This is a genomic window from Gemmatimonadaceae bacterium (genome assembly GCA_020851035.1).
Classification (GTDB): domain Bacteria; phylum Gemmatimonadota; class Gemmatimonadetes; order Gemmatimonadales; family Gemmatimonadaceae; genus JACMLX01.
On the sequence record JADZDM010000005.1, the window covers coordinates 386,691 to 407,108 of the forward strand.

At 71.3% G+C, this 20,418-nt stretch carries 22 protein-coding genes; 19 read left to right on the plus strand and 3 right to left on the minus strand.

The window, feature by feature from the left end; genetic code table 11:
- Positions 1-122 precede the first annotated feature (122 nt).
- Positions 123-1,016 (plus strand): hypothetical protein, encoded by an 894-nt coding sequence (locus IT355_05475; GenBank protein MCC7052696.1) that lies wholly within the window; start codon positions 123-125, stop codon positions 1,014-1,016.
- Positions 1,013-1,465 carry a flagellar assembly protein FliW gene (locus tag IT355_05480; protein MCC7052697.1) on the plus strand — a complete coding sequence of 151 codons (453 nt, stop codon included), beginning with the start codon at positions 1,013-1,015 and terminating at the stop codon, positions 1,463-1,465. The genes IT355_05475 and IT355_05480 overlap by 4 nt, the downstream gene beginning before the upstream one ends.
- 10 nt (positions 1,466-1,475) lie before the next feature.
- Here IT355_05480 and IT355_05485 read toward each other — a convergent pair whose 3' ends face one another.
- The 3 genes from IT355_05485 to IT355_05495 are packed head-to-tail and all read right to left on the minus strand — an operon-like array spanning position 1,476 to position 5,739.
- Positions 1,476-2,906 carry a hypothetical protein gene (locus IT355_05485; protein ID MCC7052698.1) on the minus strand — a complete coding sequence of 477 codons (1,431 nt, stop codon included), beginning with the start codon at positions 2,904-2,906 and terminating at the stop codon, positions 1,476-1,478.
- On the minus strand, positions 2,903-4,210 hold the full coding sequence (locus IT355_05490; protein ID MCC7052699.1) for a glycosyltransferase family protein: 1,308 nt from the start codon (positions 4,208-4,210) through the stop codon (positions 2,903-2,905). The genes IT355_05485 and IT355_05490 overlap by 4 nt, the downstream gene beginning before the upstream one ends.
- Positions 4,207-5,739, minus strand: a complete 1,533-nt coding sequence (locus IT355_05495; protein ID MCC7052700.1) for a hypothetical protein — start codon at positions 5,737-5,739, stop codon at positions 4,207-4,209. The genes IT355_05490 and IT355_05495 overlap by 4 nt, the downstream gene beginning before the upstream one ends.
- Before the next feature lie 164 nt (positions 5,740-5,903).
- Here IT355_05495 and IT355_05500 point away from each other — a divergent pair, with 164 nt between their 5' ends.
- The 17 genes from IT355_05500 (at position 5,904) to IT355_05580 (ending at position 20,404) form a co-directional block, all read left to right on the plus strand.
- Positions 5,904-6,677 (plus strand): flagellin, encoded by a 774-nt coding sequence (locus IT355_05500; protein MCC7052701.1) that lies wholly within the window; start codon positions 5,904-5,906, stop codon positions 6,675-6,677.
- 80 nt (positions 6,678-6,757) lie between these two features.
- Positions 6,758-8,827, plus strand: a complete 2,070-nt coding sequence (gene fliD / locus IT355_05505; GenBank protein MCC7052702.1) for a flagellar filament capping protein FliD — start codon at positions 6,758-6,760, stop codon at positions 8,825-8,827.
- Positions 8,828-8,870: 43 nt separating this feature from the next.
- Complete coding sequence (gene fliS, locus IT355_05510; GenBank protein MCC7052703.1) at positions 8,871-9,284, plus strand: flagellar export chaperone FliS; 414 nt, start codon at positions 8,871-8,873, stop codon at positions 9,282-9,284.
- A 6-nt stretch (positions 9,285-9,290) separates the two neighbouring features.
- The gene (locus IT355_05515) at positions 9,291-9,665 is read left to right on the plus strand and encodes a hypothetical protein (GenBank protein MCC7052704.1); all 375 of its coding nucleotides are present in this window, start codon (positions 9,291-9,293) and stop codon (positions 9,663-9,665) included.
- Between the two features lie 115 nt (positions 9,666-9,780).
- Positions 9,781-10,062, plus strand: a complete 282-nt coding sequence (locus IT355_05520; protein MCC7052705.1) for a hypothetical protein — start codon at positions 9,781-9,783, stop codon at positions 10,060-10,062.
- A 92-nt stretch (positions 10,063-10,154) separates the two neighbouring features.
- Complete coding sequence (locus tag IT355_05525) at positions 10,155-10,460, plus strand: flagellar biosynthesis anti-sigma factor FlgM (GenBank protein ID MCC7052706.1); 306 nt, start codon at positions 10,155-10,157, stop codon at positions 10,458-10,460.
- 398 nt (positions 10,461-10,858) lie between these two features.
- Positions 10,859-11,230, plus strand: coding sequence for a response regulator (locus tag IT355_05530; protein ID MCC7052707.1), 372 nt, complete (start codon positions 10,859-10,861; stop codon positions 11,228-11,230).
- Positions 11,227-11,949, plus strand: a complete 723-nt coding sequence (locus tag IT355_05535; protein MCC7052708.1) for a hypothetical protein — start codon at positions 11,227-11,229, stop codon at positions 11,947-11,949. Before IT355_05530 ends, IT355_05535 begins: the two co-directional genes overlap by 4 nt.
- Before the next feature lie 36 nt (positions 11,950-11,985).
- Positions 11,986-14,202 (plus strand): chemotaxis protein CheA, encoded by a 2,217-nt coding sequence (locus IT355_05540; GenBank protein MCC7052709.1) that lies wholly within the window; start codon positions 11,986-11,988, stop codon positions 14,200-14,202.
- Between the two features lie 93 nt (positions 14,203-14,295).
- Complete coding sequence (locus IT355_05545; protein ID MCC7052710.1) at positions 14,296-14,793, plus strand: chemotaxis protein CheW; 498 nt, start codon at positions 14,296-14,298, stop codon at positions 14,791-14,793.
- Positions 14,794-14,850: 57 nt separating this feature from the next.
- Positions 14,851-15,696 (plus strand): protein-glutamate O-methyltransferase, encoded by an 846-nt coding sequence (locus IT355_05550; GenBank protein ID MCC7052711.1) that lies wholly within the window; start codon positions 14,851-14,853, stop codon positions 15,694-15,696.
- 50 nt (positions 15,697-15,746) lie between these two features.
- The gene (locus IT355_05555) at positions 15,747-16,283 is read left to right on the plus strand and encodes a chemotaxis protein CheD (GenBank protein ID MCC7052712.1); all 537 of its coding nucleotides are present in this window, start codon (positions 15,747-15,749) and stop codon (positions 16,281-16,283) included.
- Between the two features lie 6 nt (positions 16,284-16,289).
- Positions 16,290-16,718 carry a response regulator gene (locus tag IT355_05560; GenBank protein MCC7052713.1) on the plus strand — a complete coding sequence of 143 codons (429 nt, stop codon included), beginning with the start codon at positions 16,290-16,292 and terminating at the stop codon, positions 16,716-16,718.
- Positions 16,666-17,178, plus strand: a complete 513-nt coding sequence (locus tag IT355_05565; protein MCC7052714.1) for a hypothetical protein — start codon at positions 16,666-16,668, stop codon at positions 17,176-17,178. The genes IT355_05560 and IT355_05565 overlap by 53 nt, the downstream gene beginning before the upstream one ends.
- Positions 17,175-18,233: a chemotaxis response regulator protein-glutamate methylesterase gene (locus tag IT355_05570; GenBank protein MCC7052715.1), complete on the plus strand. Its 1,059-nt coding sequence runs from the start codon at positions 17,175-17,177 to the stop codon at positions 18,231-18,233. Before IT355_05565 ends, IT355_05570 begins: the two co-directional genes overlap by 4 nt.
- A gap of 120 nt (positions 18,234-18,353) precedes the next feature.
- Positions 18,354-18,959, plus strand: a complete 606-nt coding sequence (locus tag IT355_05575; protein MCC7052716.1) for a hypothetical protein — start codon at positions 18,354-18,356, stop codon at positions 18,957-18,959.
- A 98-nt stretch (positions 18,960-19,057) separates the two neighbouring features.
- Positions 19,058-20,404, plus strand: a complete 1,347-nt coding sequence (locus tag IT355_05580) for a TIGR01777 family oxidoreductase (protein ID MCC7052717.1) — start codon at positions 19,058-19,060, stop codon at positions 20,402-20,404.
- Positions 20,405-20,418: the final 14 nt, after the last annotated feature.

Consider the following 20,418-nt stretch of genomic DNA (forward strand, 5'->3'; position numbering starts at 1 on the left):
GCAAAACGTTCCGTCCGATACCTCACAAGAGTAGAACCGCGTCCCGCACGTGCAAGGCGCAGTACCGCCCGGCGTGTCGGCGACCGGATTAGGACGTTCTCATCCTCACGGAGCTCCGTTTCATGCGGGTCACGACGGCGCAGGCGCAGCGGTCACAGCTGGACTACATCCAGGGCAACCTGCAGCGCCTGGTGAAGGCGCAGGACCAGGCGGCCACGGGGAAGCGCTTCAAGCGCGGCTCCGAGGATCCCGCGGCCACCGCCGACGTCATGCGCGCCGACAGCACCATTGCCAGCAACACGCAGCTCGGCCGCAACGGCGACCTCGCCATCGCCCGCGCCAGCGAGGAGGACCGCGTCCTCAGCAACCTGCTGCTCGTCACCGAGCGGGCCCGCGAGATCGCCTCGCAGCAGTCCGGCTCCACCGCCGACGCCAAGACGCGCATCATCGCCAAGGCCGAGATCGACCAGCTGATCGAGTCGAGCATCGCGCTCGGCAACACCCGATTCAACAATGGCTTCCTGTTCGGCGCCTCGCGCAGCACCGAGGAACCGCTGGCCAACACGCCCACCTCCGCGACCCCGTACGCCACCAACCCCGCCACGCTCACGAACCCGCAGTTCGAGGTGATGCCCGGCGTGGTGTCGGCGCCCAACCACAACGCCCACGAGATTTTCGTCGACACCAACACGCTGGTGGCGCTGCGCGACCTGTCCACCGCCCTCGCCAGCAACGACGTGCCGAACATCACCGCAGCGCTCACCACGCTCAGCACCGCCAGTGACGGCGTCTCGCGCCTGCTCGGCGAGACCGGCGCGAAGGTGAACCAGTACGAGACCATCAAGGTGCAGATGGCCGACGCGATGCTCGACACGAAGACGCGCCGCTCGCTGCTGCACGACATCGACCTCACCGATGCCGCGGCGAACTTCGCCCAGGCGCAGTCGGCCTACCAGGCGGCGCTGAGCGCGGCCAGCAAGGTGCTCAACCTCAACGTCCTGGACTACCTGCGATGAGCGCCGTGCTGACGGGTGAGGCCTCCGTGCTGGTGGAGTCGGTGCTGCTGGGCCCCCTCGCGCTGCGGCGCGACACGGTGATCACGTTCGCCACCGGCCTGCCGGGCTTCGCGTCCCTCACGCGCTTTGCGCTGGTCGAGACGCAGCGCGACGACCTCGTGTGGCTGCAGAGCCTGGACGACACCGGCATCACCTTCCTGCTCGCGGACCCGTTCGCGCTCGTGCCCGGCTTCGAGATGGAACTGCCGGCAGCTGACCTGGCGGCGTTCGGCGGTGATGCGTCCGCGTCGCACCTGCTGGTGCTGGCCGTTGCACAGCTCGAGGGTGGAGCGCCGGTGTCGGCCAACCTCCAGAGCCCGGTCGTCATCGACCGGGACCGGCGGATCGGGCGCCAGGTGGTGCTGCCCGACTCGCGCTACGGCATGCAGCACCCGATCTCGCTGGCCTGACCACGCGCGCTCAGTCTCTGAGCGCGGCGACGCCGAGTGCGGCGCTCACGCGCGTGAGCACCGACGCCCAGTCGCCACGCGCCGGCTGGCGGAAGAGCCGCGCCGAGGAGTACCAGGGCGTCTGGATGCCGTCCATGCCCCAGCGCCAGTCAGGCACCTGCGGCAGCAGGATCCACACTGGTACGCCGAGCGCGCCGGCGAGGTGGGCGATGCCGGTGTCCACGGTGATGAGGAGGTCGAGGGTGCAGAGCAGGCGGGCGGTGTGGAGCCAGTCACCGGGCGCCGGCACCTCGCACCGTCCCGATGGCAGCGCATCGGCCGTCACGCCATGCTGCAGGCAGACGAAGGTGATCGACGGGTGCGTGCGCATCAGGCCGTGCAGCATCGGCGCCGGGATGGAGCGGACGGCGTCGTTGCGGTGCGCGGGATTGCCGGCCCAGACCACGCCGACGCGCTGCGCGCCGCGGCCGGCCAGGCGGCGCCGCACGCCGGGCAGGGTGAGGTACGCGGCGTCACCAGGCGTCCAGTCGGTGTCGGTGCCGAGTCGCTCGGGGAGCGAGAGCAGCGGGACGAAGTAGTCGGCGTTGACACGCGCGCCCCGGGCGACGGCGTCGTACCCCGCCGCCGTGAGCAGTGCCACGGCGTCTGGCTGGCAGCCGATCACCACCCGCGCCGCCGCGGCGAACGCCGGGTGGTGGGCAAACCGCAGGAACTGGAACTGGTCGCCCACGCCCTGCTCGCCGAGCAGGAGGATGGTCTTCCCGTCCAGCGGTTCGCCGCGCCACGACAGCGCATCGGTGTCGGGGTGTGGCAGCGCGCGGGCCTCGAAGTCGCGCCAGCCGGCGGCGGCTTCACCACGCAGGTGGTGCAGCGACCCGCGCGTCATGAGCGCCCCGGCGGAGTGCGGACGTGCCCGCAGGCTCGCCTCGCAGAGTTCCATCGCCCCGTCGAGATCCGCCAGGTCGTGCCGGATCAGTGCCGCGGTGAGCAGTGCCACGGGGTCGTGCGGGGCCTGTGCCAGTGCGTGTTGCACCTCCGTCCACGCCTCGTCGGGGAGCAGCGCCTCGCGGAGTGCGGCGGCGAGGGCGGAGGCTGCCGCCGCGTCGCCCGGTCGCTCGGCGCGCACGCGGCGGAACGAGTGCACGGCATCGGCACCCGCGCCGGCGTCCACCAGTGCGCGGCCGAGGGCGAACTCGGATTCGATGTCGGGGCGCGCCGCCACCCGGATGGCCCGGCGCAGCGTCTCGCGGGCGTCCAGCACCTGCCCCGCGAGCTGCTGGGCGTTGGCGAGGATCAGGTGCAGGGAGAGCACGGCCGGTGCCAGCACCACCGCCTCGCGATAGCGCGCCACGGCGCCCTCGTGGTCGCCGCGATCGCTGCGCACCGCCCCCTCGGCGCAGAGTGTGATGGCCGTCACCTCGGCAGAGAGGCGTGTGCTCATGCCGATGTCCCACGCAGCATGGTGACCTGCTGGCGCACGGCATCGAGTGGTGCGCTCCACTCGAACAGCGCCGCCTGCCGCACCAGCGTCACCGAGTCGTACCACGGCGTGTCGGGGCGATCGACCATCCAGCGCCAGTCGGGCACGAACGGCACCAGCAGCAGCGTGCGCACGCCGAGCGCACCGGCCAGGTGGGCGACCGCGGTGTCCACCGTCACCAGCAGGTCGAGCCGGGTGAGCGCATGCGCGGTGTCGTTCATCGTGTGCAGCATCCCGCCGAGGTCCGTGAGCCGCCCCTGCAGTGGCTCCGGGAGCGGAGTGTGTGCGTCGTGCCGCTGCAGCGCGATCCAGTGCACACCGGCGACGGCCGTGAGCGGGGCGAGCAGCTCGCTGCGGATCGAGCGTCGGGCGTCGTTGCGGTGCTGCGGATTGCCGCTCCACACCAGTCCCACGCGCGGCGCGGCCACGGGCAGCGCCTGCGCGATGGGCTCCGGGCAGGCACCCACGGGCGTGAGCCACGGGGTGCCGCTCACGTCGGCTGGCGACCGCACCCCGAGAAGGCATGGCAGCGACATGAGGCTGGCGTGGACGTCGTGCGCGGGCACGGGAGCGTCGGTGGCAATCACGGCGCTCACCCCCGGCACCGCGGACAGCAGGGTGGTGAGCGGTGCCGCGCAACGCAGTGTCACGCGGCCGCCGCGCGCCGCGACCTGTGTGGCGAAACGCGCGAACATGACCTGGTCACCCAGCCCCTGTTCGCCATCGAGCAGGATGTGGCGTCCGTCCAGCGGTGCCCCATCCCAGCGCGGCGAGGCGAAGCGGCGCAGGCCGAGGTTGAGCTCCGGCACGGCGAGGCGCGCCTCGTGCGCCGCCCAGCCCTCCTGCCAGCGTCCGAGCATGAGCAGGTGCAGCCCGCGTGCGAACTGCAGCTCGGCCGATGCGGGATCGATGGCGAGTGCGGCATCGTAGGTGTCGAGCACCACGTCCCACTCGCCGAAGTCCTTGAGGATCTCGGCCGAGTTGCGGAGCGCCGGCACGCTGTGCGGGGCCAGCTCGAGCGCGCGGGTGGCGGCCTGCAGCGCGAGTGTCGGGTGCCCGCTGGCCTGGAGGATGCCGGCGAGGTTGCTGAACGTCTCGCTGCGATCGGGATACTGCAGGGTGAGCGCGTGGAAGGCGCGCACGGCCTCGTCGTAGGCACCGCGGCGGCGCAGTGCGTCGGCCTCGGCCACCAGGCGGCCGTACTGCGAGGAGGCGAGCACGCTGCGATGCGGCGGCCGCATCGGGAGCCGGCGGGTCCGGGTCATCCGTCCTTCCGGTCGAGCCACTCGGTGATGCACTGGCGCACCGTGCACACCACGTCGCTCCAGTCGCCGGAGCGCTGCTGGCGGATGATGCGCATGGACGGGTAGTAGTCGGAGGCGGTGCGATCACGCCCCCAGCGCCATTCGGCCGGGTGCGCGACCATGAGCCAGGTGGAGAGGCCCATCGCGCCGGCCACGTGTGCGACAGCGGTGTCCACCGTCAGGATCACGTCGCATTCCGCCATGACGTGCGCGGTCTCGCCCATGTCCACGCACTCCGGCACGACATCGGTGACGGTGCGTTTCAGGGCGGGGGGCACGAGTTCGAGTTCGGCACGCGGTGGTCCCTGCTGCAGCACGATCACCTTCACCGACGGCTGGTCCAGCGCGGGCAGGAGGGCGGTGAGGGGCATGGAGCGGGTGCGGTCATCGGCGTGGAGCGGCGTGCCGGCCCACACCAGCCCGATGCGGATGGTGCCGCGTGCGGGTGCCGGGAGGCGGCGTGCGCAGGCCGGTGGTGCGCCTGGTGCCGACAGGTAGGGCACGAGGTGCGACTGCATGTGGCCACCCGTGCGCATGAGGTGCGGCAGCGAGAGCAGGTCCACGTGCAACTGGTGTGGCGGCGGTGGCCGGTCGGCCGCCACCACGGCGTCGATCCCGGGCGCGGTCTTCAGCAGCCGGATGAGCGGCTGCGCCACCTGCACGGTGACCGTGCCGGCGCCGACGGCGCGGAGGAAGCAGGCCCATCGCACGAACTGCACCTGGTCGCCCAGCCCCTGCTCGGCGCGCACGAGGATGTGGCGTCCGGTGAGGTCGCCGCCGGTCCAGCGCGGCGAGTTCGGTGTGTGCGGCCGCTGCCGGAAGGTGGGCAGCTCGAGGCGGCGTTCGTACAGCGTCCACCCTTCGTCGTGGCGCCCGACGGTGCGCAGCAGCATCGCGTGCGTGAGCGCGAGGTTGAGGTCCTCCGGTGCACTCGCGCGCACGCGGTCGCAGAGTGCGAGTGCGGCGTCGATGTGCCCGTCGCGGTGCAGCAGCAGCGCGGTGGTGTTGGCGATCGACGGGTCACCGGGGGCGAGGGTGGCGGCATGGCGCGCGGCCGCGAGGCCGTCACCGATGCGTCCCGCGAGGCGCAGTGATTCCGCGGCATCGCGCCAGGCGGTGGCGTCGGTGGTTTGCAGCATCGCGGCGGCGAGGAAGGCCTGCGCCGCCTGGTCGGTGTCGCCCGTCATGCGGTACGCCTGCGCGAGCTGCGTGAAGCTGTCGGCGCGCTGGCCGTCGAGGGCGATGGCGCGGATCAGTTCACGTTGCGCATCGGCAAGGCGCGCGGCGCTGCGCAGCGCGACGCCGTGCAGTGCGGCGACTTCGGCGTCGTTCGGCGTGAGTGCGACGGCGGCGCGGTAGCGCGCGAGTCCGGCGTCGGTGAGGCCGGCCTGGAGGGCGCGGGCGCCGGCGAGGCACTCCTGCAGCGCACGGTCGCGCCGGGACGGTGCACTCGGCCTGAGCGCGACGTGAAAGGGGGGGCGGGTGGACATGTCCGATCGAGGATCGGCACGGAAACAGATGCCGCTGAAGCAAGCGCGACCATTTCCTCAAGTCCCGGTCGGGGCTGCCGAGACTGAGGGGGGAACCGGAGGCCGATTCGCGGTGCCGGGGGGAGCATGGATGCTCCACAGCCAATCATGGAGGATTTGTCCCAATGCGTATCAACACGAACGTCGGTGCCCTGAACTCGTCCAAGAACGCGTTCATCAACACCATGTCGACGGAAAGCTCGATGCGGAAGCTGTCGTCGGGCCTGCGGATCAGCCGCGCCGCCGATGATGCCGCCGGTCTCTCCATCGCCAACAAGCTCCGGGCCCAGAGCCGCTCGCTGACGGTGGCGGCTGCGAACTCCGAGCAGGGCAACGCGATGCTCCAGATCGCGGAAGGTTCGGCCTCGACGATCCAGAAGATCCTCGAGCGCCAGAAGGAACTGATCATCCAGCGCGAGTCGACGGGCAACAACAACTCCGTCACCACCACGCTGAACACCGAGATCAGCACGTTGAGCTCGGAGGTGGACCGCATCATCTCGTCCACCAACTTCCAGGGTTCGAGCGTCTTCACGAACCTGTCGTTCCAGGTGTCCGACGGCACGGCCGGCGGGCAGGTGTCGGTGAACGCCGCGCTGACCTCCTCCACGGTGTCGCTGGCCGGCACGGCCTCGATCTCCACGGTGGACACGGCACTCACCGCGATCAACTCGGTGCTGGCGAACATCGGTGCCGGCCAGAACCGCCTCGACTACACGGTGCAGAACCTGAAGTCGGCGGTGGTGAACGTGAAGGCAGCGGAATCGACCATCCGCGACGTGGACATGGCCGAGGAAATGGCCAACTACACGAAGAACAACATCCTGACCCAGGCGGCACAGGCCATGCTCGCCCAGGCGAACCAGAGCTCGCAGAGCGTGCTGAGTCTCCTGCGCTGATCCTGACCTGATGTGAATGACACCGTCCGGCCGTGACGTATCGCACGTGACGGCCGGCGGTGCACTGGGAGGAGTGACCCATGGGAACGAGCATCAACATCGGCGGGCTGGTGTCCGGCGTGCAGTGGCAGGACCTGGTGGACCAGATGGCGGCCGCCGACAAGGCGCGCACCGTCACGCCGCTGCAGACCCGCATCACCGACGCCGACAAGCGCAAGGCGGCGTGGACGGAGCTGAACGGGCTGGTGAAGAAGCTGCAGGACGCCGGCACGGCGCTGAAGCTCGGCACCGCGTTCACCGACTACGCCGCGACCGTCTCGCCGAGTACGCAGACGAACCGCACGCTGCTGAGCACCTCCGCCACGTCGGCTGCCCGTCCCGGGTCGTACCGCGTGGAGGTGGTGGACCTCGCGCGCGCCGAGAAGCTGAGTGGCGCGGTCGTGAGCGATGCGACGGCGGCGCTGGGCATCGCCGGCTCGTTCTCCGTCGCCGGCCAGGGGGTGACCATCGCGGCCACCGACTCGCTCGAGGGAGTGCGCGACAAGATCAATGCCCTGAACAGCGGCGCCACGGCCACCAAGGTCTCGGCGTCGGTGCTGACCAGCGCCGCCGGCCAGAAGCGGCTGGTGCTCTCAGCCGACACCGTCGGCAGCGCCGGCACGGGGCTGGTGGATGGCAGCGAGGGGGTGCTGCGCGACCTCGGCTTCGTGGACTCGCGCTCGCGCGCCGTGCCGTCGTCGGGGCTGGCGATTGCCGCCGCCCTCGGGGTCACGACGCCGCCGCCGAGCAGCATCCGCGTGGGCACGCGCACGATCAGTGTCGACCTGTCGGTGGACTCGATCGCCTCGATCGTGGCCAAGATCCGCGCTGCGGGTGGCCAGGCCGAGGTGCAGTCCGAGACCGTCGGCGGGGTGCCGTCGTACCGCATGAGCGTCGGAGCCAACGTGACGGCGACCGCCGACGCGAACAGCGCCGACACGCTGGCCGCGCTCGGCTTCGCCGCCGGTGCACAGGGGAGCGTGCAGCAGGTGGTGGCCTCGGGGCTCGCGTTCCAGGGGGCCGACGACTCGCCGGCCTCGGACACGACGCGGCTCATCGACCTCAAGTCGGGTGGCGTGTCGCTCGGCGTGAGCGTGGGTGACACGCTGACGTTCAGCGGCCAGCGCGGCGACGGCTCCACCGTGACCACGTCCTTCGTGGTGGGCGGCGCCGACACGCTCGCGACGCTGCTGGCGAAGATGAACGATGCCACCACCGGCTTCGGTGCCGGCAGCCGGCCGGCGCGGGCGTCGATCGACGCGGACGGCAAGCTGCGCCTCAACGATGGCACCGGCGGCGACTCGCGGCTGCGCCTGGCGATGAGCGTGGCGCCCGCGGCCGGCGGCGCGCCGGCCGCGCTGCTCGGCACCTTCGGCACCGAGACCGTGGGCCGCTCGCGGGCGATGGTGGCCGGCAGCGACGCGCAGGTGCGCGTGGATGGCGTGCTGCTCACGCGCGCGACCAACACCATCGGCGATGCGCTGGATGGCGTGACGCTCAACCTCCTGCAGGCGGAAGTCGGCACCGAGGTGGACCTCACCGTCACCCGCAACCTGGAGACGTCCGTCACGGCGGTGAAGGACTTCGCCAAGGCGTACAACGACATCGTCACGTTCGAGGCCGGCCAGCAGCTCTCGGGCCAGCCGCTGCAGTACGACAGCACGCTGCGGCGGATGCTGTCGTCGTTCACGGCGGCGCTGCGCACGCAGGTGCCGGCGGGCGGTGCGTACGATCGCGGCGCCCGTGCCGGCTTCACCCTCACCCGCTCGGGGGCGATCGAGGTGGACGAGACCGTGCTGCGCGGGGCGATGGGTGCGAACCTGGGCGGCGTGCAGGCCCTGTTCGGCACCGCCGGCATCGGCAACGCGATGGTGAGCGCGACGGCGTTCGCCTCGCGCGTCGGCGACGGCACGATCACGACCGAGATCAGCAACATCACCAACTCGAACTCGCGGCTCACCAAGCGCATGAACGAGTTGCAGGACCGGGTGGACGCACGCCGTGCCGCCCTGATCCAGCGGTTCACCTCGATGGAGCTGGCGATGAACCGGCTGCAGCAGCAGGGCACGGCACTGACCCAGTCGGTCTCCGCGCTCAGCGCCACCGCCTGACCATGCGCCCCGTCACCCCCTTCCTCCTCGCCCCGCATTCATCGTGACCTACCCATCACGTGCCACGCAGTACCGGGAGCTGCAGGTCATGTCGGCCTCGCCGGCCCGCCTCACCGTCCTCCTGTTCGAGCACCTCGAGGTCGTGCTGCGACGCGCGCAGACGGCCATGCGCAACAACCAGGTGGAACAGCGCGTCACGAACCTCGGGCGCGCCCGCGAGATCGTGAGCGAGCTGCTCGGCACGCTCGACATCGACCGCGGTGGCGACATCGCCCTCGAGCTCTCGATGCTTTACGCCTTCCTGCTCGGCGAGCTGGTGGACGTGGGGATCCGGCGGGATGCGGCGCACCTGGGGCGGCTGATCGGGATCGTGAACACGCTCAGCACCGCCTTCTCCGCCGCCGCCGCGCAGCTCGACGAGCAGCGCCTGGCCGCCCCGCTGGCCGCCTCGGCCTGACCGCTGGTGCGCCCGGAGTTCTCCCCCGCCGCCGCCGTGCTGCAGCTCCTCGCCCGCGCCGACGCGCTGGCGTCGACCGCCACGGCGGCCATCGCGTCGGGGGATGAGGCCCAGCTGGCGGCGACGCTGGACGAGCGCCAGGCGGTGATCGAGGCGGTGGAGACCGCCAGCCGGGCCGTCACGGCCCCCCCGGCGGACCTCCGGGCGACCCTTCTCGCCGCCGCACGGCAGAGCCTGACACTCGGGCTGGCGGCACGGAATTCCGCCGCTCTCGCCCGTGAGCAAGTCGTGGCCGAGCTCGCCACCCTCGACGCCCGCCAGCACGCCTCGCACGAATACCAGTCGGGCTCGGCGCAGGCCACCATCGACGTCGTGCTCTGACCGCGTCCGGCCCCCTCCCGACGCCGGGACATTCCGACCCGCGCGTCCCATGTTGCTCCACGCGCCGTCATGCGTCGAAAGGGCGATGTCACAGACCTCCCAGATCTCCAGCCATATGCTGACGCCGCGATGGACTCACGCGATCGACGTGCGCGCCGAGTCCCGCCGCGAGGACTCGATCACGCTCATGGCCATGGGGCTCTCCCTGCTCGCTGTCCTGCGCGACCAGCCAGTGCCGTTGTCGCCCGTGCCGCGGGCCGACCTGCCGCGCCGCGCGCCACAGCGCCCGCCGGCCGGCCTCCCCGTCCGCAAGCCGACCCCCATCAGCGTGCCGCAGGAAATCGAGGAACTCCCCGACCTCTCCGCCGCACCAGGGGCCGCGCCCGCAGGACGCTGAGCACCCGGAACGCCGCCGCCGGAAATCCCGTCGGTAGATTACTAAAGGTTCATACGTTTCCGCCGATACCCTCCCTACGGAGGTAGACAACCATGCAGATCAACGGGAAGGGCAGGATCGACCCCAACGCGCTTGGCAGCATCAAGCCGGGGGCAGCGGATCGCGGAACGTCTCCACGACGCACCGAGACCGCGGCAGCGACGCCGGAGCGTCCGAAACAGGACACCGTGTCGTTCAGCGATGAGGCGCGGGCCCTGGCGAGCGGGACGTCGACGCGCGCTGCGGCCAGCACCGAGCGGGTCGAGGACGTGAAGCAGCGCGTGCTGATGGGCGCGTACAACACGGCCGAGATGGCCGGCGAAGTGGCGAAGCGCATCCTCCAGCGCGGCGATCTCTGAGATCGCCCGGGCCCCCGGGCCCGGACGCCTGCAGTTCAAGGACGGCCGTGCAGCGCATGCTGTGCGGCCGTCCGTGCGTCTGCCGCATGCCGGCCGGCTGCACGGCCTGATGGCCTGACGGCGCGCCGCGCGCGCGGCACCCGTCCTGGGCACGCCACCGCCGTGCCCCCTGCCCGCGCAGGCCCGCGCAGACTGGTGCCCGCACGCGCGCCAGGCCGCAGCGCACGCGCACCGCGACACGCGCCGGCACGCACTCAAGACGCGACGAGACCGGACGACACTCCCCTGCGGGGCCGATGGCCCGCCACGCATGCGGAACGGCACCCTCGCCGTTCACACCGACCGGCACGTGCACGCCCGGTGCACGTCTTCCCCTCGTCAACGGCAGAGACGCGAACATGAAGTTCCTGGTTGTGGATGATTCAGCAACGATGCGCCGGATCGTGGTGAACTCGCTCCAGCGCATCGGCTTCACCAGCTGCGTCGAGGCGGGTGACGGCATCGAGGCGCTGGCCAAGTTCGACAGCTCGATCGCCTTCGTGATCACCGACTGGAACATGCCGAACATGTCCGGCACGGAGCTGGTCCAGGCGCTGCGGCAGCGCGAGGACGGCCGCACGGTGCCGGTGCTGATGGTGACCGCGCGCAGCGTGCGCGAGGACATCATCACCGCGCTCGAGGCGGGGGTGAACAACTACATCGTCAAGCCCTTCACGCCCCAGGTGCTGAAGGAGAAGATCGAGAGCCTCATCGTCACGCCGGCGGCATGACCATGTCCAACGAACGCGCCTCGGACCTGATGTACGACACCGCCTCGACGCTCCGCCTGCTGGATGCCGAGCTGGGTGAGCTGGCGCCGCGCAAGCCGGCCGAGGTGCAGCCGGCCACCGCCGCCGCCGTCGCCGCCATCGGTGCCACCGACCGCGTGCTCCCGCTCCTGCCCGCGCTGTTCGTGCGCGCGATGGGCGAGGTGCACGCCATGCTCGACTCGATCCGCACCGGCCGCGAGCACATCCGCGCCGCCGCCACCGAGCGCCTCGCGCACACCAACGAGAAGCTCGACGAGGTCTCGTCGGCCACCGCCAACGCCGCCCTCGACATCATGGACGCCCTCGACCGCGCGATCCTGAAGGTGGACGAGCTCGAGGCCGATGAGGTGGCGTCGGATGCCACCCGTGGCGCCGCCGTCCGCGGTGAGCTGCGCGACGAGCTGTTCGCCGTCATGGGCCACATGCAGTTCCAGGACATCACCTCGCAGCAGATCATGCACGTGCAGTCGCTGCTGGCCGAGATGGAGGGGCGCCTGACCGAGATCGCCAACCTCTTCGACCACCAGGCCGGCGACGGCGCGCACGACCTGGCCCCGGTGCTCGCCCCGCGGACGCAGAAGGACGCCCACTCGTTCGACCCGAATGCGACGCTGAAGGAGGCGGAGACCCGCCAGGCGCTGGCCGACTCGCTCGTGGAGCGTGGCACGAATGCCGGCTGACGCAGGGGCCGGCGCGCGCCGGCCGGTGGCGGTGCGATGATCCCCGCGGCACTCAACGACGCGGCGTTCATCATCATGCAGCTGGAGCCGTCGGAGCTGGAGGACATCAAGGCGCTGCGCGACACGCTGCGGCACTTCGCGGTCTTCGATGCGGAGGCCTCACCGCAGGTGCGGGCCCACGCGCAGCAGGCGGCCACGCAGCTCAACCTGATCCTGCTCGGCGCCGGCGACGAGCCGGCGGCGCTGCTGGCGTCGGCGAGCCAGGCCATCGCGGCGGCCGTCAAGGCGGCCGAGGAGGCAGGGCGCGGTGCCGTCCGCGCGACGCTCACCGACCTGGTGGCCATCGTGCGGGACGAGTCCGACGTGGAGGCGCTGGCCGAGGCGATGGACGCCGGCGTGCCGCCGGCACCGACGCCCGTTCCTGCCCGGCCCACAGACCGCGCGGCGGTCGCGGTCGCCCCAGCGCCCGCGCCGGTGACGCCTGTGCCGCACGTGCCCGCGGCGCGGGACGGCGGCACGATCCCCGATGACGCCGATCTCTCGCTCCTGGCCGACTTCATCGCGGAGAGCCGCGAGTCGATGACCGGCGCCGAGGCGGCGCTGCTCGCGCTCGAGGCGAATCCCGCTGACAGCGAGGCCGTCAACACCGTCTTCCGTGCCTTCCACACGGTGAAGGGCACGGCGGCGTTCATGGGACTCGACCGTCTCGCCGAGTTCGCGCACCACGCGGAGTCGCTGCTGAGCCGCGTGCGGGACCGTGAGCTGGACTACACGCAGCCGGTGGCCGACCTGTCGCTGCGCTCGAACGACGTGCTCGGCGAGTTCCTGGACGCGGTGGAGAAGTCGGTGCAGACGCACGAGGTGATCACGCTGCCCTCGGACTACGCCGCGCTGATGCACGACCTGCTGCATGTCGACGCAATGCTCGCCGGGGTGGCGCCGGCCGCGCCGGCCCCCGCGTCACCCGCCGCGGCGGTGACGCGGGCCGCGGTCACCACGGCCCCGGTGGGGCGCGTGGTGGAGCCCTCCGCCCGCACCGTGGCGCGCGCCGACAGCGACCTCAGCGTGCGCGTGCGCACCGACCGGCTGGACCGGCTGATCGACATGGTCGGCGAGCTCGTGATCGCCCAGTCGATGATCGCCGCCGATCCCGCCGTGACGGCCGTCGGCCAGCACGACCTGGTGAAGAAGGTCTCGCACGCCGGCAAGATCATGCGCGAGCTGCAGGACCTGAGCATGTCGATGCGGATGGTGCCGCTGAAGCCCACCTTCCAGAAGCTCACGCGCCTGGTGCGCGACGTGGCGCTGAAGGCCGGCAAGGTGGTGGAGTTCATCACCGACGGCGAGGAGACGGAGCTCGATCGCAACATGGTGGACGCGATCGCCGATCCGCTGGTGCACATGGTGCGCAATGCCGTCGACCACGGGGTCGAGGGGCCGGCTGACCGCGAGCGGTCGGGCAAGCCCCGCGCCGGCCGCGTGACGCTCTCCGCCTTCCAGCAGGGCGGCAGCGTGATCGTGGAGCTGCGCGACGACGGGCGGGGGCTGAACCGCGACCGCATCCTCGCCAAGGCGATCGAGAAGGGGCTGGTGTCGCCCTCGCAGTCGCTCACCGACTCCGAGATCAACGCCCTGATCTTCGCGGCCGGCTTCAGCACCGCCGAGCAGCTCACCGACATCTCCGGGCGCGGGGTCGGGATGGACGTGGTGCGCCGCAACATCGAGTCGATCCGCGGCCGCATCGACATCCAGTCGGTGCTCGGCCGGGGCACCACCTTCCAGATCCGGCTGCCGCTGACGCTCGCCGTCACCGACGGCATGCTGGTGCGGGTGGGCGACGAGCGCTACATCGTGCCGCTGACGAGCATTGCGCTGAGCTTCCGCCCCGAGCGCGAGATGATGTCCACCATCCCGCCCCATGGCGAGGTGGTGATGCTCCGCGGCGAAGTGATGCCGGTGGTGCGCCTGCACCAGCTCTTCGGCATCCCCGGCGCGGTGCGGGACCCGAGCGCGGCGATCCTGATGATCGTGGGCGAGGGGGAGCACCGCGTGGCGCTGCTCGTGGACCAGCTCCTGGGCCAGCAGCAGGTGGTGGCCAAGGCACTCGGTGATGGCGTGGGCGAGATCCCCGGCATCTCCGGCGGCGCGATCCTGAGCGATGGCCGCGTGGGCCTGATCATCGACGTCGCGCGCATGTCCGCCCTGGTGCGCAGCGGCGACCCGCGCCCGCGTGGCGTGCCGGTGGCCGCCTGAGCACCACCTCAAGCCGCGCCCGTCGCAGGACGACACTCACCCGGGACCTGCGTCCTCGCTTTGCCGTTGCACATCCGAATCCCTGGAGAAGGTATGACCAGCACCGTTGACCGCGCCCCCGCCTCGCTTGGCGGCAAGTACCTGACGTTCTTCCTTGCCGGCGAGGAGTACGGCGTGGAGATCCTCCGCGTGCAGGAGATCATCAGCATGATGCCGGTGACGCGCGTCCCGCGCACGCCGCCGTACATCCGCGGGGTGATCAACCTGCGCGGCAAGGTGATCCCGATCATGGATCTGCGCGAGAAGTTCGGGATGCCGGCCAGCACCGAGCCGGAGCAGGTGATGATCGTGGTGCAGGTGGCCGGCGTGCAGATCGGCGTGGTGGCCGACAAGGTCTCGGAAGTCGCGAGCATCGCCAGCGAGGACATCGACCCCACGCCCGACTTCGGGGCCGAGATCCACACCGAGTTCCTGCTCGGCCTCGGCAAGTCGAACGGGCGCCTGCGGCTGCTGCTCGACATCGAGCGTGTGCTGTCCACCGACGAGGTGTCCGCGATCGCGTCGCTGCCGGGCCTCGCGCAGGGTGCGTGATCGCGACGTCCGCGAACCCCCGCCGCCGAGTCGGACCTCCCCCGCCACCCCGCCCGCATGTCGACCATCGGCACCCCTGACACGCTGCCCAGCGAACCGCTGCTGACGGCGCCCGACCTGACGCCCGACGACTTCCGCCGCGTGCGCCAGATCGCCTACGAACGTGCCGGGCTGGCCATCCCTGCCGGGAAGGAGGGGCTGGTGCGCTCGCGCGTTTCGAAGCGCCTGCGCGACGGCCAGGTCGCCACGTTCCGGGCGTATCTCGACGGCGTCGAGGCGAACCCGAACGGCGAGGAGATGGTCCGCCTCATCGACCTGCTCACGACCAACAAGACCGACTTCTTCCGCGAACCGGCACACTTCGACTTCCTGCGGAACCAGGTGCTGCCGGGGGTGGTGGCGTCGGGCCGTCCGCTGCGCATCTGGAGCGCCGGCTGCTCCACGGGCGAGGAGCCGTACACGCTCGCCATGGTGCTGCGCGAGTCACTGCCGGCGCGCCACGACTTCCGGATTCTCGCCACCGACATCTGCACCCGGGTGGTGGCGGCGGCGCGCGCGGGCACGTTCTCGGCGCAGCAGCTGTCGGACGTGTCGCGCGAGCGGCGTGCCCGCTGGTTCACGGCCACGCCCGATGGCGGCGGCACGGTCGGGCCCGAGCTGCGCACCCCGATCAGCTTCGCGCACCTGAACCTGATGGCGCCCTGGCCGATGAGCGGCCCGTTCGACGCGATCTTCTGTCGCAACGTCATGATCTACTTCGACAAGCCCACGGTGACGCGCCTGGTGGGCCGGTTCCACGAGCTCCTCGCGCCGGGCGGCCACCTGTTCATCGGGCACTCGGAGAGCCTCACCGCGGTCGAGCATCGCTACCGCTACGTGCAGCCTGCGGTGTACGCGAAGTGAGGAGCGCGGCCGACCCCCGCGTGCTGCCGGCGCGCAACGTGATCGTCGGGATGGCCGACATGAAGGTCTCGGCGAACCCCGACGAGACGCTCATCACCTATGCCCTCGGCAGCTGCCTCGGCATCGTCGTGCACGATCCCGTGGCCCGCGTGGCCGGCATGCTGCACGTCATGCTCCCCAGCTCGTCCATCGACGAGGTGAAGGCGAAGTCGCAGCCGGCGATGTTCGTGGACACCGGCGTCCCGATGCTGTTCAGGGAGGCCTATCGCCTCGGGGCCCGCAAGGAACGGATGTCGGTGATCGTCGCCGGCGGCTCGTTCGCGGGCCGCATCGATGCCGAGGACAGCTTCCAGATCGGCAAGCGCAACATGCTCACGCTGCGCAAGCTGCTGTGGAAGAATGGTGTGCTCATCCACGCCGACGACACCGGCGGCGTGCAGCAGTCGCGCACGATGTCCGTGCTGGTCTCCACCGGCCTCGTGCAGCTCCGGACCAACGGGGCGCTCACGGTGCTGTCGCCCGACTCCGGCGCGTTCCAGCCGGCCCCCGCGTTCGCGCCGGCCGCCGCCGCCGTTTCCCAGAGGTAGAGGACCATGACCCTGAACGTGCTCGTGGTGGACGACAGCGCGGTGATGCGCGCGATGATCCGCCGGACCCTGTCACTCAGCGGCATCGCGCTCGGCGAGGTGTTCGAGGCCGCCAACGGTGTCGAGGCGCTGCAGCGCCTGGGCGACCACTGGGTGGACCTCGCCCTGCTGGACGTGAACATGCCGGTCATGGACGGCGAGGAGCTCCTCAGCCGCATCCGGGCCAGCGAGGAATGGCGCGCCCTGGCCGTGATCATCGTCAGCACCGAGAGCAGTGACACACGGCTCGCCCGCCTGCGCGCACACGGCGTCGAGATCGTGCACAAGCCGTTCACCCCGGAACAGCTCCGGAACACCATCCTCCAGGTCACCGGACTCACGCATGCAGCAGCCAGCAACGACAGCGCTTCTTCGAGCGGCGACTTCGACTTTTGAGTCGCTGGTCCTGCTCTTTCCCGAGCCGCTTGCCATCGAGGGCGCGGAGTTCCTGCCGATCGCGGCCGCGGTGGACGTGGCGTACGGTGGCGCCCAGACCGGACGCGTGGCCGTCGCCGTGACCGCCGGCGTGCTGCCGGCGCTGGCCGAGAACATGCTCGGTGCCGCCGCCGCCCCCGATGGCCAGCTCCAGCGCGACGCGCTGGGCGAGCTGGCGAACGTGGTGACGGGCAACGTGCTGCCGCTGGTGCATGGCGCCGCGGCAGTCTTCCGGCTCGCGGCGCCGGTGGCGGCCATTCCCGGGCCATTCCACCCGCGCGCCGGTGAAAGACAGGTGGCGATGGTCCGGCTGCAGATGGACGAGGGCGAGGCCCTGCTGGCGCTCTTCGAGCAGGACGGGGGAGCGGCCCCGGATGACAGCGGCGCCGGTGCGGCGCGCGTCGCGGCGGCGGCGGCGTGATCCGCGTCCTCATCGTCGACGATTCCGCGCTGGTGCGGAAGCTGCTCACCGAGGAGCTGTCGCGCTACGAGGACATCACCGTCGTGGGCACGGCCGTCGACCCGTACGCCGCACGCGAGAAGATCATCGCCCTCAAGCCGGACGTGATCACGCTCGACGTCGAGATGCCCCGCATGGACGGGCTCTCGTTCCTCGTCAAGCTGATGAAGCACTACCCGGTGCCGGTGATCATCGTCAGCTCGCTGACGCCGACGAACAGCGATGCGGCGATTCGCGCGCTCTCGCTCGGCGCCGTGGACGTGATCGGCAAGCCCGGCTCGGCGATGTCGGTGCCGGACATCTCGCGCCAGCTGGTGCAGTCCATCCGGGCGGCGTCGCGGGCGAAGGTGGTGAAGCGCAGCGAGCCGGCGCCCGCCGCGGCCGGCGTGCCGCGCGGCGCGGTGTCGGCCCTGGCGGGACTCGCCATGACACACAAGATCGTGGCGCTCGGCGCCTCCACCGGCGGCACCCAGGCGCTGGAGGCGGTGCTCACGAAGCTGCCCGCCGCGATGCCCGGCATCCTGATCTGCCAGCACATGCCGGAGAAGTTCACCGCCTCCTTCGCGCAGCGCCTGAACAGCACCTGCGCCATGGAAGTGCGGGAGGCGAAGGATGGCGACCTGGTGAAGCCGGGCCTGGCGCTGGTGGCGCCCGGCAACTTCCACATGATGCTGACGATGTCCGGCGCGCAGTACCAGGTGCGGGTGAAGGATGGCCCGCGCGTGCACCACCAGCGGCCGGCCGTGGACGTGCTGTTCGCGAGCGTGGCGAAGCACGCCGGACGCAATGCGGTGGGCGCGATCTTCACCGGCATGGGTGCCGACGGAGCGAAGGGCCTGCTGCAGATGCGCGAGGCCGGTGCACACACGATGGCGCAGGACGAGCAGTCGTGCGTGGTGTTCGGGATGCCGAAGGAGGCGATCAGGATGGGTGCGGCCATCGAGGTGCTGCCACTGAACCAGATCGCGGACGCGCTGCAGGCGTCGGTGGCGCGCGAGCGGATGGCGATGGCGTGACCTGCGGCGTCGGGGCTCCGTGACGCCCTGGGCACGTCGCCGCGTGAACCGGGGCTGATGCACGCGGAGGACGCCCGGGTGCCGCTGTGACCGCGCCCCGGCCGTCCGTAGATTGCGGTCATGTCTGAACTCTCCCTCGAAGGCCACCTCCATCGCCGGTGCGGCGGGCACTACGCGCACGCCGTCGAGGAAGTCACGATCAAGCTCAGCGGCATGACCGCGCGGGTGGACCGCGGCATGTACCGCTGTGACAAGTGCGGCGACAAGCAGCACACCGTGGAGCAGCGCGAGGAAGCGGAAAAGGAGGCCATCCTGACGATGCGGTCCGAGCATCGGCTGCTGACGGGGAAGGAGATCAAGCACTTCCGCGAGTCGATCGGGCTGACACCGGCGCAGCTCGGGGAGCTGCTGCACGGGCTGCCGAAGGGGATCATCGAGGGGTGGGAGAAGGGTCGATACCTGCAGAGCCCGGCCGTCGATGCCATGCTGCGGTCGCTGGCAGACCGCGAGGAGCGGGAGCGGCTGGCGGCGAAGTCGGGGATGACGCTGCCGCCGATGCCGGGCGAGGTGGTGCCGACGCCGGAGGCAGGTGCGGCGGCGGCGGAGTGTGTGGCGGAGGGTGTGCCGGAGGCCGTCGAGGTGACTGCTGCCGAGGTGGGGGACGAGACGGCCCCGGCGTCCGAGCCGGAACCCGATCGCGTGGCGGGCGGCGTTCAGGCAGGGTGAGGCGCGCGGCGTGGCCGCGTGCTCACGGCGCCCTTGCGCCACCGTCCGCCCCCTCCAGCCGCCCATCCGCCGTGCCGCAGTTCATCCGTCGCAGTCCGATGCCCGTGCCGCCCCGTGCCCTGTTCGACTGGCATGCGCGGCCGGGTGCCTTCGAGCGGCTGTCACCAGCGTGGCAGGGGGCGCGGGTGGTCTCTCGCACCGGCGGCATCACCAACGGCAGCCGGGTCGAGGTGGAGGTGCCGCAGCTGGGCGGGCTGGTGCACCAGCGGCTGCTGGTGGAGCACCGCGACTACGTCGAGGGGGAGCGGTTCACCGACGTGCAGCTCTCGGGCCCGTTCGCGCGGTGGGCGCACACGCACAGCATGCTCCCCGGCCCGGACGGGACGAGCATCCTCGAGGACCGCATCGACTACGCGCTGCCGCTGCACCCGCTGGGTGAGCTGGTGGCGGGGTGGTTCGTGACGGGGGAGCTGGAGCGGCTGTTCGACTTCCGGCACGCGCGCACCCGTGACGATCTGCTTCGGCATGCGCAGTACGCCGACCAGCCGCGGCGGACGGTGGCGATCACCGGCGGGACGGGGATGATCGGGCGGGCGCTGACGGCGCTGCTGACCACCGGCGGGCACACCGTGAAATGGATCACGCGCCGGCCCGACGCGGCGCGCGGCGACATCGGCTGGGACCCCGACGCCGGCCGGCTGGACCCGGCGGCACTGGCCGGGGTGGACGCGGTGGTGCACCTGGCCGGCGCGAACGTGGGCGAGCGGTGGACCGACGCGCACAAGCGCGAGATCCGGCAGAGCCGCGAGGCGGGGACGCGGACGCTGGTGCAGGCCATGCTGATGGCATCGGTGGCGCCGGAGTGCCTGATTTCCGGTTCAGCGGTGGGATACTACGGCGATGGTGGCGCGAAGGTGATTGATGAAGAGGCGTCGAAGGGTGCCGGGTTTCTTGCCGACGTGTGCGAGGTCTGGGAGGACGAGGCCCGCAAGGCGGAGGCGGCGGGTGTGCGGGTCGTGATCGCCCGGACCGGGGTCGTGCTGTCGCCGGCCGGTGGCGCGCTGGCCAAGATGCTCCCGGCGTTCCGGCTCGGTGCCGGTGGGCCGATGGGTTCGGGGCAGCAGTGGATGAGCTGGATCTCGCTGGACGACGAGGTGGGCGCATTGCACGCCCTGCTCATGGACCGGAGCTGCCGTGGCACCTTCAACCTGACTGGACCAACGCCGGTCACCAACGCCGAGTTCGGCAGCACGCTGGGGCGGGTGTTGCACCGGCCGGCGTTCGTGCCGGTGCCGGCGTTTGCGCTGACGGCATTGTTCGGCGAGATGGCGCAGTCCACGGTGCTGGACGGGCAACGGGTGGTGCCGGCGCGGCTGCAGGCAACCGGTTATCAGTTCCGGCACGCCACGCTGGAAGCGGCGCTCCGCTTCGAACTTGGCGGGTAGTCCATCCCCGGCCG

Excerpts from the sequence above, each read along its gene's own strand:
- IT355_05530 (MCC7052707.1), top strand. The coding sequence starts at position 10,859 with ATGAAGTTCCTGGTTGTGGATGATTCAGCAACGATGCGCCGGATCGTG.
- IT355_05520 (MCC7052705.1), top strand. The coding sequence starts at position 9,781 with ATGCTGACGCCGCGATGGACTCACGCGATCGACGTGCGCGCCGAGTCC.
- IT355_05525 (MCC7052706.1), top strand. The coding sequence starts at position 10,155 with ATGCAGATCAACGGGAAGGGCAGGATCGACCCCAACGCGCTTGGCAGC.
- IT355_05545 (MCC7052710.1), top strand. The coding sequence starts at position 14,296 with ATGACCAGCACCGTTGACCGCGCCCCCGCCTCGCTTGGCGGCAAGTAC.
- IT355_05490 (MCC7052699.1), bottom strand. The coding sequence starts at position 4,210 with ATGACCCGGACCCGCCGGCTCCCGATGCGGCCGCCGCATCGCAGCGTG.
- IT355_05495 (MCC7052700.1), bottom strand. The coding sequence starts at position 5,739 with ATGTCCACCCGCCCCCCCTTTCACGTCGCGCTCAGGCCGAGTGCACCG.
- fliD (MCC7052702.1), top strand. The coding sequence starts at position 6,758 with ATGGGAACGAGCATCAACATCGGCGGGCTGGTGTCCGGCGTGCAGTGG.
- IT355_05555 (MCC7052712.1), top strand. The coding sequence starts at position 15,747 with ATGGCCGACATGAAGGTCTCGGCGAACCCCGACGAGACGCTCATCACC.
- IT355_05560 (MCC7052713.1), top strand. The coding sequence starts at position 16,290 with ATGACCCTGAACGTGCTCGTGGTGGACGACAGCGCGGTGATGCGCGCG.
- IT355_05550 (MCC7052711.1), top strand. The coding sequence starts at position 14,851 with ATGTCGACCATCGGCACCCCTGACACGCTGCCCAGCGAACCGCTGCTG.
- IT355_05480 (MCC7052697.1), top strand. The coding sequence starts at position 1,013 with ATGAGCGCCGTGCTGACGGGTGAGGCCTCCGTGCTGGTGGAGTCGGTG.
- IT355_05575 (MCC7052716.1), top strand. The coding sequence starts at position 18,354 with ATGTCTGAACTCTCCCTCGAAGGCCACCTCCATCGCCGGTGCGGCGGG.
- IT355_05475 (MCC7052696.1), top strand. The coding sequence starts at position 123 with ATGCGGGTCACGACGGCGCAGGCGCAGCGGTCACAGCTGGACTACATC.
- IT355_05540 (MCC7052709.1), top strand. The coding sequence starts at position 11,986 with ATGATCCCCGCGGCACTCAACGACGCGGCGTTCATCATCATGCAGCTG.
- IT355_05485 (MCC7052698.1), bottom strand. The coding sequence starts at position 2,906 with ATGAGCACACGCCTCTCTGCCGAGGTGACGGCCATCACACTCTGCGCC.
- IT355_05535 (MCC7052708.1), top strand. The coding sequence starts at position 11,227 with ATGACCATGTCCAACGAACGCGCCTCGGACCTGATGTACGACACCGCC.
- IT355_05500 (MCC7052701.1), top strand. The coding sequence starts at position 5,904 with ATGCGTATCAACACGAACGTCGGTGCCCTGAACTCGTCCAAGAACGCG.
- IT355_05565 (MCC7052714.1), top strand. The coding sequence starts at position 16,666 with ATGCAGCAGCCAGCAACGACAGCGCTTCTTCGAGCGGCGACTTCGACT.
- IT355_05580 (MCC7052717.1), top strand. The coding sequence starts at position 19,058 with ATGCCCGTGCCGCCCCGTGCCCTGTTCGACTGGCATGCGCGGCCGGGT.